At 68.7% G+C, this 13,854-nt stretch carries 14 protein-coding genes; 6 read left to right on the plus strand and 8 right to left on the minus strand.

The window, feature by feature from the left end; translation table 11 throughout:
* The first annotated feature begins 38 nt into the window (after window positions 1–38).
* Genes lpxD through lpxB form a run of 5 tightly spaced genes read left to right on the plus strand, consistent with a single transcriptional unit; the run spans window position 39 to window position 4,335 of the window.
* Window positions 39–1,058, plus strand: a complete 1,020-nt coding sequence (lpxD, locus tag M9M90_RS10550) for a UDP-3-O-(3-hydroxymyristoyl)glucosamine N-acyltransferase (RefSeq protein WP_254833201.1) — start codon at window positions 39–41, stop codon at window positions 1,056–1,058.
* The gene (gene fabZ / locus M9M90_RS10555; protein WP_254833202.1) at window positions 1,055–1,525 is read left to right on the plus strand and encodes a 3-hydroxyacyl-ACP dehydratase FabZ; all 471 of its coding nucleotides are present in this window, start codon (window positions 1,055–1,057) and stop codon (window positions 1,523–1,525) included. Before lpxD ends, fabZ begins: the two co-directional genes overlap by 4 nt.
* Before the next feature lie 2 nt (window positions 1,526–1,527).
* Window positions 1,528–2,319, plus strand: coding sequence for an acyl-ACP--UDP-N-acetylglucosamine O-acyltransferase (gene lpxA, locus M9M90_RS10560; protein ID WP_254837105.1), 792 nt, complete (start codon window positions 1,528–1,530; stop codon window positions 2,317–2,319).
* Between the two features lie 10 nt (window positions 2,320–2,329).
* Window positions 2,330–3,172 carry an LpxI family protein gene (locus M9M90_RS10565; RefSeq protein WP_254833203.1) on the plus strand — a complete coding sequence of 281 codons (843 nt, stop codon included), beginning with the start codon at window positions 2,330–2,332 and terminating at the stop codon, window positions 3,170–3,172.
* Entirely contained in the window at window positions 3,169–4,335 is a 1,167-nt protein-coding gene (gene lpxB, locus M9M90_RS10570) for a lipid-A-disaccharide synthase (RefSeq protein ID WP_254833204.1), read from the plus strand. The genes M9M90_RS10565 and lpxB overlap by 4 nt, the downstream gene beginning before the upstream one ends.
* Here lpxB and M9M90_RS10575 read toward each other — a convergent pair.
* The 3 genes from M9M90_RS10575 to gltX form a co-directional block, all read right to left on the minus strand.
* Window positions 4,276–4,650 carry a hypothetical protein gene (locus M9M90_RS10575; protein ID WP_254833205.1) on the minus strand — a complete coding sequence of 125 codons (375 nt, stop codon included), beginning with the start codon at window positions 4,648–4,650 and terminating at the stop codon, window positions 4,276–4,278. The two genes, lpxB and M9M90_RS10575, sit on opposite strands and share 60 nt — an antisense overlap.
* 89 nt (window positions 4,651–4,739) lie before the next feature.
* Window positions 4,740–6,020 carry a citrate synthase gene (gene gltA / locus M9M90_RS10580; RefSeq protein WP_254833206.1) on the minus strand — a complete coding sequence of 427 codons (1,281 nt, stop codon included), beginning with the start codon at window positions 6,018–6,020 and terminating at the stop codon, window positions 4,740–4,742.
* A gap of 60 nt (window positions 6,021–6,080) precedes the next feature.
* Entirely contained in the window at window positions 6,081–7,484 is a 1,404-nt protein-coding gene (gene gltX / locus M9M90_RS10585; RefSeq protein WP_254833207.1) for a glutamate--tRNA ligase, read from the minus strand.
* A 154-nt stretch (window positions 7,485–7,638) separates the two neighbouring features.
* On the opposite strand from gltX, the gene M9M90_RS10590 reads away from it, so the two are divergent.
* Window positions 7,639–9,675 carry a ComEC/Rec2 family competence protein gene (locus tag M9M90_RS10590; protein WP_254833208.1) on the plus strand — a complete coding sequence of 679 codons (2,037 nt, stop codon included), beginning with the start codon at window positions 7,639–7,641 and terminating at the stop codon, window positions 9,673–9,675.
* Here M9M90_RS10590 and lexA read toward each other — a convergent pair.
* The 5 genes from lexA to M9M90_RS10615 all read right to left on the minus strand — a co-directional run bounded on the left by lexA (window position 9,656) and on the right by M9M90_RS10615 (window position 13,820).
* Window positions 9,656–10,345 (minus strand): transcriptional repressor LexA, encoded by a 690-nt coding sequence (gene lexA, locus M9M90_RS10595; RefSeq protein WP_254833209.1) that lies wholly within the window; start codon window positions 10,343–10,345, stop codon window positions 9,656–9,658. The genes M9M90_RS10590 and lexA overlap by 20 nt on opposite strands.
* Window positions 10,346–10,461: 116 nt before the next feature.
* A complete protein-coding gene (locus M9M90_RS10600; RefSeq protein ID WP_254833210.1) occupies window positions 10,462–11,427 on the minus strand; it encodes a hypothetical protein in 966 nt (321 codons plus the stop codon).
* The gene (trpC, locus tag M9M90_RS10605; protein WP_254833211.1) at window positions 11,424–12,212 is read right to left on the minus strand and encodes an indole-3-glycerol phosphate synthase TrpC; all 789 of its coding nucleotides are present in this window, start codon (window positions 12,210–12,212) and stop codon (window positions 11,424–11,426) included. The genes M9M90_RS10600 and trpC overlap by 4 nt, the downstream gene beginning before the upstream one ends.
* A complete protein-coding gene (trpD, locus tag M9M90_RS10610) occupies window positions 12,209–13,225 on the minus strand; it encodes an anthranilate phosphoribosyltransferase (RefSeq protein WP_254833212.1) in 1,017 nt (338 codons plus the stop codon). The genes trpC and trpD overlap by 4 nt, the downstream gene beginning before the upstream one ends.
* A gap of 4 nt (window positions 13,226–13,229) precedes the next feature.
* Window positions 13,230–13,820 (minus strand): aminodeoxychorismate/anthranilate synthase component II, encoded by a 591-nt coding sequence (locus M9M90_RS10615; RefSeq protein WP_254833213.1) that lies wholly within the window; start codon window positions 13,818–13,820, stop codon window positions 13,230–13,232.
* Window positions 13,821–13,854 lie beyond the last annotated feature (34 nt).

A 13,854-nucleotide genomic window follows, 5' to 3' on the forward strand; every position in this document is an offset into this window, starting at 1 on the left:
CGACTCGCGCTAGACCCGGGTCGAGCCGAAGGATTTCGATGCCCGATCCGCGTTTCTTTGAAGACCTTGGACCCGTCACCCTGGCCGAACTGGCCGAGGTGACGGGCGCCAAGCTGGCTGACGCCGCGGAGGGCGAACGCTCGGTCCGCGCCGTGGCGGTCCTGGCGCAGGCCCAGCCGGACACGGTCACCTTCCTCACCGACCGCAAATATGCCGAGGCCCTGGCCCAGAGCCGGCCGATCGGTGTCTTCGTGTCCGCCGGCAACGCGGACCTGGTTCCCGAGGGGTGCGCCGCCCTTATCACCGCGATGCCGCACGCCGCCTACGCCGCGGCCGCCAACCGCCTGCATCGTCCGCGTCGCCACACCGGGGCGGAGGCCGTGTCGCGCGAGGCCATGCTGGAGGACGGGTTGACCCTGTCCCCCGGCGTGGTGATCGGGCCGGGCGCACGCGTCGGTCGGGGAACCGTGATCGGCGCCAATGCGGTGATCGGCCCTGGCGTGGCCATCGGCCGAGACTGCGTCATTGGCGCAAACGCCAGCATCGGCTTCGCCCTGCTGGGCGACCGGGTGAGCATCCTGGCCGGAGCCCGGATCGGCGAGCCTGGCTTCGGCGCCACGGGCGCGGCGCAGGGCGTCATCGACGTGCCCCAGCTTGGACGCGTGATCCTGCAGGACGGCGTTACAATCGGCGCCAATAGTTGCGTTGACCGCGGGGCTTTTGAAGACACCGTGGTGGGCGAGAACACCAAGATCGACAACCTGGTGCATATCGCACACAACGTACGCGTGGGACGAAACTGCGTGATGGCGGCCTATACGGGCATCTCCGGCAGCGTCACGATCGGCGACGGCGTCGCCTTCGGCGGCCGGGCAGGGGTGGCGGACCACATCAGCATCGGCGACCGCGCGCAGATCGCAGCGGCCGCGGGCCTGTTCCGCAACGTGCCGGCGGGCGAGACCTGGGGCGGGGTTCCGGCCCAGCCCATTCGGAAATGGATGCGCGAAGTCGCCTGGCTCTCGAAGTCGGCGGGCGTTCGCAAAGGATCGGACAAATGAGCGAGGCCCCCGTCGTCGAGGCGCAGACCTCCATCGACATCTCCGAGATCCTGTTACGCATCCCGCATCGCTATCCGTTCCTGCTGGTCGACCGGGCGGAGGAATATCGTCAGAGCGAATCCATCGTCGGCATCAAGTGCGTGACGATCAATGAGCCGTTCTTCCAGGGACACTTCCCGGACTACGCGGTCATGCCCGGCGTGCTGATCGTCGAGGCCATGGCCCAGACCGGCGCGGTGCTGATGTCGAAGTCGCTGAACGTCGACCGGGCAGGCAAGACCATCCTGTTCACATCCCTCGACAATTGCCGCTTCCGCCACCCGGTGCGGCCCGGCGACGTGCTGCGCATGAATGTTCGCGTGGTTCGCGCGCGCGGTGGCCTGTTCAAATTCGAAGGCAAGGCCCTGGTGGGCGACAAGACGGCGGCCGAGGCGGAGTTCGCGGCCATGCTGGTGGAGACCCCGTGAGCATCGAAGTCCATCCCACGGCCATCGTCGACGCCAAGGCCGAGCTCGCCGACGGCGTTTCCGTCGGGCCCTTCAGCATCGTCGGTCCGAACGTCCGGCTGGGCGCGGGCACCAAGCTGCTCTCCCATGTGGTGATCGACGGCCATACCGAGCTGGGCGCCGACAACGTGGTCCATCCCTTCGCCGTTCTGGGCGGTCCGCCGCAGCACACGGCCTATCAGGGCGAGCCCACCCGGCTGGTCATCGGCGACCGCAATCTGATCCGCGAGCACGCCACGATGAACACCGGCACGGTGGGCGGCGGCGGCCTGACCCAGGTCGGGTCCGACGGCCTCTATATGATCGAATGCCACGTCGGCCACGACTGCATGGTCGGGGACAATGTGATCCTCACCAAGCAGGCGACCCTGGGCGGCCACTGCGAGATCGGCGACTTCGTGATCATCGGCGGGCTGGCGGCGGTGCACCAACGCATCCGTGTCGGGCGCCATGCCATGATCGGTGGCCTCGCGGCCGTGGTGAAGGACGTGATCCCCTACGGCTCGGTCTGGGGCAACCACGCCCACCTGGAGGGGCTGAACCTGCTCGGCCTCAAGCGCCGGGGCTTCAGCCGCGAGACGATCAACACCATGCGCGCGGCCTACCGGCTGCTGTTCGCTGACGAGGGCACCTTCCAGGAGCGCCTGGACGATACGGTGGAGACCTATTCCGACTGCCCCGAGGTGATGGAGATCATCGACTTCATCCGCGCCGACGCCAGCCGCCCCCTGTGCTTGCCCGAGCGCGAGGTCTAGGCTGACGCCTATGCAGAAACTTGGATTGATCGCCGGCGGCGGGACCCTCCCGGTCGAGATCGCCGAACACTGCGAGCAGGCGGGTCGGCCCTTCTTCATTGTGCGGCTGAAGGGCTTCGCCGGCTCGGAGATCGCGCGGTTCCCGGGCGCCGATATCGGCATCGCCGAGCTGGGCAAGTGCTTCAAGGCGCTGAAGCGCGCCGGTTGCCGCGCCGTGACCCTGGTCGGCAATGTCGACCGGCCGGATTTCAAGTCGCTGACCCCCGACCTGCGGGGTCTGATGGCCCTCCCATCGGTGATCGCAGCCGCGCGCAGGGGGGATGACGCCTTGCTGCGCGCCCTGGTCGGCGAGTTCGAGAAAGAGGGCTTCGCCGTCGAGGGCGCTCATGAGGTCATGGGTGACCTGACCCTGCCTGCCGGGCCGCTGGGCGAGATAGCCCCCAGCGCCGATCAGATGGTCGACGTGCAGCGCGGCCTCCACGTGGCCCGCGAGATCGGCCGCCTGGACGTCGGGCAGGGGGCGGTGGTCTGCGACGGCCTGGTGCTGGCCGTGGAGGCCCAGGAGGGCACCGACGCGATGCTGGGCCGGGTGGCCAAGCTGCCGCCGGCCATCCGCGGCACGCCCGACAGGCCGCGTGGGGTCCTGGCCAAGGCTCCCAAGCCCATCCAGGAGACCCGCATCGACCTGCCCACCATCGGCCTCAACACGATCAGACGGGCCGCCGAGGCGGGACTGGCGGGCATAGCGGGCGAGACCGGCCGGCTGCTGGTGCTGGACCGCGAGGCCGTGATCGAGATGGCCGACGAGCTTGGCCTGTTCATCGTCGGCGTGGAGCCTCCGGGCGCGCCGTGACCCAGCCCCTCTGCGTCATGCTGGTGGCCGCCGAGGCCTCCGGAGACGACCGCGGGGCGGGCCTGGCCCAGGCGCTGCGCGAGAGGTTGGACGGCGACGTCCGCTTCGTCGGGGTCGGCGGCTCGAAGATGGCGGCGCAGGGGGTCGAGAGCCCCTTCGACATCTCGCAACTCTCGATCCTGGGCCTGCTGGAAGGCCTGTTGGCCTACCGCAAGGTGGTCGCGCGGGTGGCCGACACCGTGGCCCTGGCGGAGCGCGAGCGGCCCGACGTGGTGGTGTTGATCGATTCCTGGGGCTTCACCGTGAGGGTGGCCCAGCAACTGCGGAAGCGCCGGCCTGACCTGCCGCTGGTGAAATATGTCGGACCCCAGGTCTGGGCCACCCGCCCTGGACGGGCCAAGACCCTGGCCGCCAGGGTCGACCACCTGCTCTCAATCCACAAATTCGATGCGCCCTATTTCGAGGCCGAGGGCCTGCCGGTCACCTTCGTCGGCAATTCCGCGCTGAGTGTCGACTTTAGCCACGCCGACGGGGCGCGGCTGCGCGACGACCTGGGCATTGCGCCCGACGCGCCGGTCCTGCTGGTCGTGCCTGGCAGCCGACCCAGCGAGATCGCCCGGGTCCTGCCGCCCTTCGCCGAGGCCGTGGCGCTGCTGAAGGCGGAGCGTCCCGAACTGGAGGTGGTGATTCCCGCCGCGTCCACGGTCGCCGAGGCCGTGAAGGCCCAGGCCGGCGGCTGGGCGCATGTGGTGGAGGGCGACGCCGCCAAGCTGGACGCCATGAAGGCCGCCACGGTGGCGTTGGCCTGTTCCGGCACCGTGACCACGGAACTGGCCCTGGCGGGGGTGCCGATGGTGGTGGCCTACCGGCTGGGCAACTTCACCCACTTCGTGCTGAAGCGGCTGCTGCGCTCGCCCTGGATCACCCTGTTCAACATCGCCGCCCAGGACTTCGTCGCGCCGGAGTTCGTGCAGGACGACTGCAACGGGCCGGCCCTTGCCGCCGCTGTGGGCGAGCGGCTGGACTTCCCAGGCATGCGCTACGCCCAGATCGAGGCTCAGCATGAGGCCTTGGCCAAGATGGGACGTGACGGCCCCGATCCCTCAGAGGCCGCCGCCGACGCCGTGCTCAAACTGCTCGCCGATCGACGCGCCCGGCCTTAGGCGCGCCGCCTCGAGGATCGGGATATAGGTCTCGACCGGTCCCGCCGCGGCGGCGTTATGCACCTCAAGCACCCGTGCCTCGAGCCGACCGAGGCCCGCCCGCTCGCAGGCGGGGTCGTAGCGGTCGCGCCGATAGGCCTCGAACTGCGCTTCGGATTCCCACAGCTCGACGCTGCAGGCGCCCTGCTTGTCGAAGCCCACGAAGTGCAGCAGGGCGCCGTCCGGCGGGGCGGTTTCCCAGCCTATGGCGTCCTTGATGTCGTCGTAGTTCTGCTTGGTGGCGGCGTTTACCAGGTAGACGGCCATGATCGTCATGACGCGCTCCATATGATGACCCGGACCGCCCGGCCCGGGTCTCCACAATAGGCGTATGGCGTCGTGGCGCAACCTGGCGGCGATGGCGCCTAGCGCTTGTCGACGGCCACGTAATCGCGCGCGGGGGCGCCGGTGTAGATCTGCCGCGGACGGCCGATCTTCTGCGACGGGTCCTCGATCATTTCCTTCCACTGCGAGATCCAGCCCACGGTGCGGGCCAAGGCGAACAGCACCGTGAACATTTCGGGCGGGAAGCCGAGCGCGCGCAGGGTGATGCCGGAGTAGAAGTCGACGTTCGGGTAGAGCTTGCGCTCGACGAAGTAGGGATCGCTGAGCGCGACCTTTTCCAGCTCCATCGCCACCTTCAGCAGCGGGTCGTCCTGAAGGCCGACCTCGGCGAGGACCTCGTGGCAGGTCTTCTGCATCACGGTCGCGCGGGGGTCGTAGTTCTTGTAGACCCGGTGACCGAAGCCCATCAGGCGGTAGCGGCGGTCCTTAACGCCCTGAACGTACTCGGGGATGCGATCGACGGTGCCGATCTCCTTGAGCATGTTCAGCGCCTCTTCGTTGGCGCCGCCATGGCTGGGTCCCCACAGGCAGGCGATGCCGGCCGCGATGCAGGCGAACGGGTTTGCGCCCGACGAGCCGGCGAGGCGGACGGTCGAGGTGGACGCGTTCTGCTCGTGGTCGGCGTGCAGGATGAAGATGCGGTCCATGGCGCGGGTCAGGACCGGATTGGGCTTCCAGTCCTCTGCGGGCACCGAGAAGCACATGCGCAGGAAGTTCTCCGAATAGGAGAGGTCGTTGCGGGGGTGCACAAAGGGCTGGCCACGGAAGTACTTGAAGGCACGGGCGGCGATCGTCGGCATCTTGGCGATCAGCCGGTGCGACGAGATCATCCGCTGCTCGGGATCATCGACATTGGTGCTGTCGTGATAGAAGGCCGAGAGGGCGCCGACGGCGCCGACCATGATCGCCATCGGGTGAGCATCCCGACGGAAGCCCATGAAAAACCTATCGAACTGCTCATGCAGCATCGTGTGATAGGTGATGTTGTGGTTGAACTTCTCGAACTCCTTGGCGTTCGGGAGCTCGCCGTTCAGCAGCAGGTAGCAGACCTCCAGGAAGCTGGATTTCTCCGCCAGCTGGTCGATCGGGTAGCCGCGGTGGAGGAGGATTCCCGCGTCGCCGTCGATGAAGGTGATCTTGCTCTCGCACGATGCGGTCGAGGTGAAGCCAGGATCGTAGGTGAAGACGTCGGCTTCGGCGTAGAGCTTCCGGATATCCACGACCGCCGGGCCGTCGGTGCCTTTCAGGATCGGCAGCTCGACGGTTTTCCCGTCAAAGCTCACTTTCGCCGTATCGCCCATGCCATCCCCTTCCGCGGTTTCAATGAAATAAAACGCCTGTTCGGCGTGCCTTATAGCGCCTTACGCGGCCGGTGAAAGCGCGTCGTCGAGGCGGGCTAAACTTTCTTCTTTTCCGAGGCTTACAAGGGCTCCCGCGAGGTCAGGCGCCGGGGCTCCGCCCGACAGCATGCCGCGCAGCGCAGGGCCGATCCTACCCAGCCCCACACCCTCGGCCTCTGCGAAGCTGCGCAGGGCGGCCTCGAGGTCGGGAACCGTCCAGGCGTCCTGCTGGGCTAGGTGGTCGCGCAGCCGCGACATGCGTCCACGGGTCTCGTCGGTCAGCAGGCCCAGGATCTTCTCCGGCAGTTCCAACGGCCGTCGCTTCAGGGCGAAGACCGTGGCGTCGGCCAGCTCCAGGGTGGTCTTCGCGCCGTCGCGAACCAGCGGGATCGTGCGCGCCAGGATCGCGGCGTCGCCATCGGCCAGGTGGAAATCGCGGCTCCTGTGGACCTGTGTCACCAGATCGACCAGACGGTCGATCGCCGCCAGCCGCAGGTAGTGGTTGTTCAGGTGGTTGAGCTTGTCCCAGTCCAGGCGGGCCGGAGCGCTGACCACGTTCTCCAGCTCGAACCAGGAAATGGCCTGCTCGTCGGAGAAGATCTCGTCGTTGCCGTGGCCCCAGCCCAGCCGCGCAAGGTAATTGCGCATGGCTTCGGGCAGGTAGCCCATGTCGTCGAATTCGCTCACGGCCTGGGCGCCGTGGCGCTTGGAGAGCTTGGAGCCGTCGGGCCCGTGGATCATCGGCAGGTGCGCCCAGATAGGGACCTCCCAGTCCAGGGCCTGATAGATCAGGGTCTGGCGCGCGGCGTTGTTGAGATGGTCGTCGCCGCGGATCACGTGGGTGATCCCCATCTCATGGTCGTCGACCACCACGGCGAGATTGTAGGTGGGGCTCCCGTCCGTGCGCAACAGGATGAGGTCGTCCAGGTCCTTGTTCTTGAAGGAGACGTCGCCCTTCACTCGGTCATGGACGACAGTCTCGCCGTCCTGCGGACCCTTGAAGCGGATCACATATGGACGGTCGTTGAAATTGGCGTCGGCGTCGCGCCAGGGCGAGCGGATGGCTCGGCCCTCGGCCCGGGCGACCTCGCGCTCGGCTGCGGTCTCTTCCACGCTCATGTAGCAGCGATAGGCGCGGCCCTTGGCCAGCAAGTCCTGGGCGGCCAGGACATGGCGGTCGGCGCGGCCGGCCTGGAACACCGGCTCGGCGTCCACGTCCAGGCCCAGCCACTTCATGCCGTCGAAGATCACCTGGACGGCGGCCTCCGTGGACCGCTCGCGATCGGTGTCCTCGATGCGAAGAAGGAACTTTCCACCCGTATGGCGTGCATATAGCCAGTTGAAAAGCGCGGTGCGGGCCGTGCCTATGTGCATCGCGCCGGTGGGCGAGGGGGCGATACGGGTGACGACGGGACGGTCGGGCATCGAAACTCGAGGCTTGGAGCTGGAGACGGCGCCGCGAGGACGCGCGCGCGGTCTTAGCACGAGCTTTCCCGCCGGTCCTAGCTTTCGCCGCATCGCAGCATGGGTCGGTGAACAAGCCCGCGCCCAGACCGATCGCTGGACCCTGTGGACGCCTGTGGCCTTCGGGATCGGGGCGGCGATCTATCTCGCCTTGCCGGCCGAACCCTTGACCCTGACAGCGTTGCTGGCCCTGGCCTTCTCTGCCGGGCTTCTCGCCGCGACCCGATGGAGCCCGCACCGGGTTCTCACGGTCGGTCTGGTCCTGTTGGCCTTCGGATCGGGGGGATTTGCGGCGGCGAAGCTGCGCACCCAGGCCGTCCGAGCGCCCATAGCGCCAGCCGGGGCGGGCGTGGTGAGCCTTGAGGCCTTCGTGGTCGACGTGGCGAGTCCCGGGCAGGGCGGGCCGCGCCTGTTGCTGGCCCCGATCCGGGTCGGCCGCCTGGAACCCGAGGCCACTCCGATTCGCGTGCGGGTCACCTTGAAGGACGACGGCGTCCTGCCGGCCCCGGGGGCCGCCATCCGACTGCGCGGCATGCTGAACGCCCCGCCGCCGCCCGCCAGCCCCGGCTCCTACGATTTCGCCCGCGACGCATTTTTCGACGGCATCGGCGGGGTGGGTTTCGCCCTGACCCCGGTCCGCGAGATCGCGACCGCCGAACGGCCGCCGTGGCGGCTGGCCTGGGAAATGAGGATCAACGCGGCGCGCTGGTCGCTGGCCAAGCAGATCGTCGACGAGATGGGCGTGGAGAGCGGCGGGCTGGCGGCCGCCATGGTCACCGGCCACGAGGCCTTCATACCCAAGGAACAGGTCGAGGCCCTCCGCGCGGCGGGCCTGGCCCACATCGTCTCGATCTCCGGCCTGCACATGGCCATCGTCGGCGGCTTCACGTTCGCCCTGGTGCGCCTTTTGATCGCCGCCTGGCCTTGGGCGGTGCTGCGCATCTCGTCGAAGAAGACCGCGGCCCTGGCCGGCCTCGCCGCGGTGCTCACCTATCTGGTGCTGTCAGGCGCGCCCAGCCCGGCGGAACGGGCGGCGATCACCGCGGCGGCGGCCTTCGGCGCCATCCTCGTCGATCGTCAGGCGATCAGCCTGCGAACCCTGGCGATCGCGGCCCTGGGCATACTGATCCTGCATCCGGAGGCGGTTTCGGAGCCGGGCTTCCAGATGTCCTTCGCCGCCACCGCCGCCCTGGTGGCCCTGGCCGAGGCTTGGCCGCGGGTTCCCAAGGAAATCAACACCCCCTGGCCGATCCGCCTCGTCCAGGGGATCGGGGTCTGGACGGCGGCCAGCCTGGGGGCGAGCTTCGTGGCCGGCCTGGCCACCGGCCCCTTCGCCATGCAGCACTTCAACCGGGTCGCCACCTTCGGCCTCGTCGCCAACCTGCTGGTGGCGCCGATCTCGTCATTCCTGATGATGCCGGCCTTGGCCATTGGCGCGGTCCTGGCGCCGCTGGGCCTGGGCGCGCTCCCCCTGGCCGCAGCGGACGTGGCCATCGACACCATGAACCGGATCGCGGCGACCGCGGCGGGTCTGCCCGGGGCCCAGCTCACCGTCGCCAGCGCGCCGGGTTGGACCCTGGCGGCCGCCTTCCTGGGCATACTGTGGCTGTGTCTATGCAAGGGGCCGCTACGTTGGCTGGGCCTGCCATTTGCCCTGGCGGTGGCGATCTATCCCCGGCCGCCGGCGCCGGACGCCTGGATCGCCGCCGACGGCTCGACCGTGGCCGTGCGGGCCGGCGACGATGCGGTGTTGTTCCGTCCTGACGCCAAGCTGTTCGCCGCCGAACTCTGGGCGCGGCGCCGCGGCCTGTCGGTCCCGGAAGAGGGCCTGACGATCCGCGACGCCAGCTATGACTGCGACCGCTGGTCCTGCGCGCCGCGCCCTGGTGTCGAGACGCCAAGGGTGGCGGCGATCATGACCCGACGGGCGTCGACAATCGAGCGCAAGCTGCCGTTGTTCTGCGATTGGGCCGAGGTGGTGGTGGTGCGCGGCGAGGCCGCGCCATGCCCAGGCGCCCTGACGCTCACCGCAGCCGATTTCGCGCGCGGCGGCTCGGCCGAGCTCTATCGGGAGCCGGGCGGCTGGCGGATCGTCTGGGCGCAGGACCTGCGCGGCCAGCGCCCCTGGACGGTCAGTGGTAGCGGCGGATGAGGCCGACCAGACGGCCCTGGACCTGGATCTGGTCTGGACCGAAGATCCGGGTCTCATAGGCAGGGTTGGAGGCCTCCAGGGCGATGGAGGCGCCCTTGCGGCGCAGTCGCTTCAAGGTGGCTTCCTCGCCCATGACCAAGGCTACGACGATATCGCCGGAATTGGCCGCGTCGGTCTTGCGGATCACCACATAGTCGCCGTCGAGGATGCCGGCGTTGATCATCGAGTCGCCCTGGACCTCGAGGACGAAGTGCTCGCCCGCGCCCAGCATGACTTCGGGAACGGGAAGGCGGTCGCGTTCCTGCTGGATCGCCTCGATGGGCGTGCCGGCCGCGATCTTGCCCAGGACCGGCAGGTCGCGGGTGTCGTTGGCCACCATCGGCGCGGCCTGACCGGCCTCCACCAGCTGCGGCTTGAAGGGGGAGCGGCCCTTGGGCGGGGCCGTGGTGGTCGCCTGCTGCGGCAACTTCACCACCTCCAGCGCCCGGGCCCGATGGGGCAGGCGGCGCAGGAAGCCGCGCTCCTCGAGCGCGGTGATCAGCCGATGGATGCCGGACTTGGACGCCAGATCGAGCGCCTCCTTCATCTCGTCGAAGGAAGGCGAAACTCCGCTTTCCTTGATCCGCTCATGGATGAACATGAGCAGTTCGTGCTGTTTACGGGTGAGCATGGCAGTCGAGCCCTTGGAGAACAAAGCGCAAACGTTGGTAATGTTCTCTAGGTGTTCCTGGTTAATGTCAAGTTACCGGCTTCGCCGTTGAAATTTCAGGCCTTTCCGAGAACCCGTCAGGACGCAATCCGCGGCAGGCGACTCAGGGGCCGGCTCGCGGGGTAGACGGCCAGGAATCGCTCGGCCACGAAGTGGAGAACCACGTCGGGGCGCTCGCGCTCGATGAAGTCGGCGAGCACGTCGCCCTCGTGCCAGACATAGACCGAGCGAGAGAAGTGCTCGGCCAGGAAGTCGATACTGAGGGTGGCGGTGGAGTCGCGGAACACCACGGCGGTCGGCAGGCTCTTGTCGTCCTGTTCCTTGATGATCAGCTCGCGGCCGTCGAAGATTTCAGCGTAGTCGTGGGGGACCTCGACCGTGCGCGCCTTGACCTCATCGTCGCGGACCGAGAGCGCGATGGTCAGCTCCAGCATGGTCCCGCGCGCCCGGCCGAGCTTGGCCTCGGCCTCGAACTCGTCCTTCTGGGCCTCGTCGATCTGGACATAGACGTCACCCTCCATGCCCGCGATCCAGGAGCGCATCTCGCCATAGGTCTTGGGGGGATGGGTGGCGATGCCGGCCTCGCGCACGGCCTCGATGGCGATACGGTAAAGGTGGTAGGCGCCCAGCCAGTTCACATGGGTGTCACCGCGGAAATAGAGCAGACCGAAGCGCTTCAGGCGGTCGAAGGCCTCAGCCACGTAGCGCACGTCCTTGGGCGCCATGGCGGTCATGAGGATGGCCGGGCGATGGCGCGAGAGCGTCAGCCGGTCCAGGCCGAGCGGCAGATATTCGCGATAGGCGACGCTCTTTTCCGGGCTGATGAACATCAGATAGGGCGCCGACCCGATCAGCCTCTGGCGCTCGGCCAGAATGGCGGCGACGCGGTCGCGTTCAGAGCGGGCCCAGCGCTTCAGGCCGAACTGCCAACTGAGAAAGTCGTGGGTGTCGTTGACCAGGAAGACCCAGCCGCCCTGCGCGATCAGGGCCTTGCCCACCTGCCGGGCCTTGGCCGCGCCGACGCGGCGGCGCGCGCCGATCAAGCGAGCAGGGCCTTTGTGGCTGCGGCGACGTCGGCCTGCCGCATCAGGCTCTCGCCCACCAGCATGGCTCGAGCGCCGGCTCGCTCCAGCCGCGCGGCGTCGGCTGGCGTGAAGAGGCCGCTCTCGGTGACCAGCAGGGCGCCGGCAGGCGCACCGGCGGCCAGCCGTTCGGTGATGGCCAGGTCGACGGTGAAGGTGCGCAGGTCGCGGTTATTGACCCCCACCAGGTCGGCGCCCAGCTTTCCCGCCCGGGCCATCTCGGCCTCGTCGTGCACCTCGACCAGGGCGTCCATGCCCAGCCGCGCGGCTTCCGAGATAAGGTCGGCGGCCATCGCATCGTCGACCATGGCCAGGATCACCAGGATGGCGTCGGCGCCCAGGCCGCGGGACTCCGCAACCTGCCAGGGATCGACCAGGAACTCCTTGCGCAGGGCGGGCAGGGCCACGGCGTCGCGGGCGGCGGTCAGAAAACTGTCGGCGCCCTGAAAGCTCGGGGTGTCGGTGAGAACCGACAGGCACGCCGCGCCGCCGGCCTCATAGGCCTGGGCCAGGGCCGGTGGATCGAAGTCCGCGCGGATCAGCCCCTTGGACGGCGAGGCTTTCTTGATCTCGGCGATCAGGGCCAGGCGGCCCGGGCGGTGATGGCGCTCGAGGGCGGCGCGGAAGCCGCGGGGCGGGGAGGCGGCCTTGGCGGCGGCCTCGAGGTCGGCGGGTGAGCGGCGGCCTTTGCGGTCGGCGACCTCGTCGCGCTTGTAGGCGGCGATCTTGTCGAGGATGTCGCTCATGGGACGTTGGTGACGGCGACCAGCTTGGCGAGCGTCGCCTTGGCCCGGCCGTCATCGATGACCTGGGCGGCCAGCTCAACCCCGTCGCGGAGGGTCTCGACCTGGTCGCCGACCAGGAAGGCCGCGGCGGCGTTCAGCAGCACGATGTCGCGATAGGGGCCCTTGGCCCCGTCCAGCAGGTGGCTCAGGGCCGCGGCGTTCTCGGCCGGCGATCCGCCTGTGAGGTCGGCCAGGGCCGAGCGGGGCAGGCCGACGGCCTCGGGCGTGACGGTGAACAGCCGCACCTGGCCGTCGCGGAACTCGGCCACGCTGGTCTCGCCCGTGGTGGTCATCTCGTCCATGCCGCCGCCGTGGACGACCCAGGCGCGGGTGGAGCCGAGGGCGCCCAGCACGCGGGCCAGGGGCTCGACCCAGCGATCTGCGAACACGCCCATGACCTGCCGTTGCGCCCCGGCCGGATTGGTCAGCGGCCCCAGCAGGTTGAAGATGGTCCGGAAGCCCAGCTCGGCTCGGATCGGAGAGACGTGGCGCATGGCGCCATGATGCGCCTGGGCGAACATGAAGCAGATGCCGGCCTCGTCGAGGGCCTGGCGCTGGCGGATCGCCGAGGCGGAGATGTTGACGCCCAGCTCTCCCAGGACATCGGCCGCGCCCGACTTGGACGACAGGGCCCGGTTGCCGTGCTTGGCGACCTTGATCCCGCCGCCGGCCACCACGAAGCCCACGGCGGTGGAGATGTTCAGCGTGTGCAGGCCGTCGCCGCCGGTGCCGCAGACGTCCATGGTCTCGTAGGGCAATTCCAGATGCACCGCGGCCTTGCGCATGGCGCGCGCGCAGGCGGTGATCTCGCCGATCGTCTCACCGCGCATCCGCATGGCGGTCACGGCGGCGGCGACTTGGGCCGGCGTCGGCTCGCCGCGCAGGCAGGCCGCGAAGAACTCTCCGGCGTCGTCCTCAGTGAGCGTCCCGCCATCGGCCAGGCGGCCCAGCAACGGCTTGAAGGCGTCTGACATGTCGCTAGGCGACTTCCAGGGGCGTGACGCCGGCAAGTTCCAGGAAGTTGGCCAACATCAAATGGCCGCCCTCGGTGGCGATGGATTCAGGGTGGAACTGCACGCCGTGGACTGGCCGGGTGCGGTGGGCGAAGCCCATGATCTCGCCGTCCTCGGTCCAGGCGGTGACCTCCAGCTCGGCGGGCAGGGTGTCGCGGTCCACCGACAGGCTGTGATAGCGGGTCGCCGTGAAGGGGTTGGGCACGCCCTTGAAGATCCCCTTGCCGGTGTGGCTGATGGCGCTGGTCTTGCCGTGCATCACCTGCTTGGCGCGGACCACGTCGCCGCCATAGGCCTGGCCGATGGCCTGGTGGCCCAGGCAGACGCCCAGGATCGGCAGGTCCGCCGGCGCCGCGCGCAGCAGCGGCAGGCAGATGCCCGCCTCGTTGGGCGTGCAGGGTCCGGGTGATAGCAGCACGCCCTGCGGATGAAGGCCGAGCGCCTCCTGAACGCTCAGGGCGTCGTTGCGATAGACAAGCGTCTCCGCGCCCAGCTCGTTCAGATAGTGAACCAGGTTGTAGGTGAAGCTGTCGTAGTTATCGATCACCAGGATCATAGGGGTTCTCTAGGCCGGGGCCGGGCCTGCGCCA

Source organism: Phenylobacterium sp. LH3H17 (genome assembly GCF_024298925.1).
Classification (GTDB): Bacteria; Pseudomonadota; Alphaproteobacteria; order Caulobacterales; family Caulobacteraceae; genus Phenylobacterium.

What these genes read in the sequence shown, in the direction of transcription:
- trpD (WP_254833212.1), bottom strand. Translation starts at nt 13,225, where the DNA reads ATGTCAGACGCCTTCAAGCCGTTGCTGGGCCGCCTGGCCGATGGCGGG.
- lexA (WP_254833209.1), bottom strand. Translation starts at nt 10,345, where the DNA reads ATGCTCACCCGTAAACAGCACGAACTGCTCATGTTCATCCATGAGCGG.
- gltA (WP_254833206.1), bottom strand. Translation starts at nt 6,020, where the DNA reads ATGGGCGATACGGCGAAAGTGAGCTTTGACGGGAAAACCGTCGAGCTG.
- trpC (WP_254833211.1), bottom strand. Translation starts at nt 12,212, where the DNA reads ATGAGCGACATCCTCGACAAGATCGCCGCCTACAAGCGCGACGAGGTC.
- gltX (WP_254833207.1), bottom strand. Translation starts at nt 7,484, where the DNA reads ATGCCCGACCGTCCCGTCGTCACCCGTATCGCCCCCTCGCCCACCGGC.
- M9M90_RS10575 (WP_254833205.1), bottom strand. Translation starts at nt 4,650, where the DNA reads ATGACGATCATGGCCGTCTACCTGGTAAACGCCGCCACCAAGCAGAAC.
- M9M90_RS10615 (WP_254833213.1), bottom strand. Translation starts at nt 13,820, where the DNA reads ATGATCCTGGTGATCGATAACTACGACAGCTTCACCTACAACCTGGTT.
- M9M90_RS10565 (WP_254833203.1), top strand. Translation starts at nt 2,330, where the DNA reads ATGCAGAAACTTGGATTGATCGCCGGCGGCGGGACCCTCCCGGTCGAG.
- lpxD (WP_254833201.1), top strand. Translation starts at nt 39, where the DNA reads ATGCCCGATCCGCGTTTCTTTGAAGACCTTGGACCCGTCACCCTGGCC.
- fabZ (WP_254833202.1), top strand. Translation starts at nt 1,055, where the DNA reads ATGAGCGAGGCCCCCGTCGTCGAGGCGCAGACCTCCATCGACATCTCC.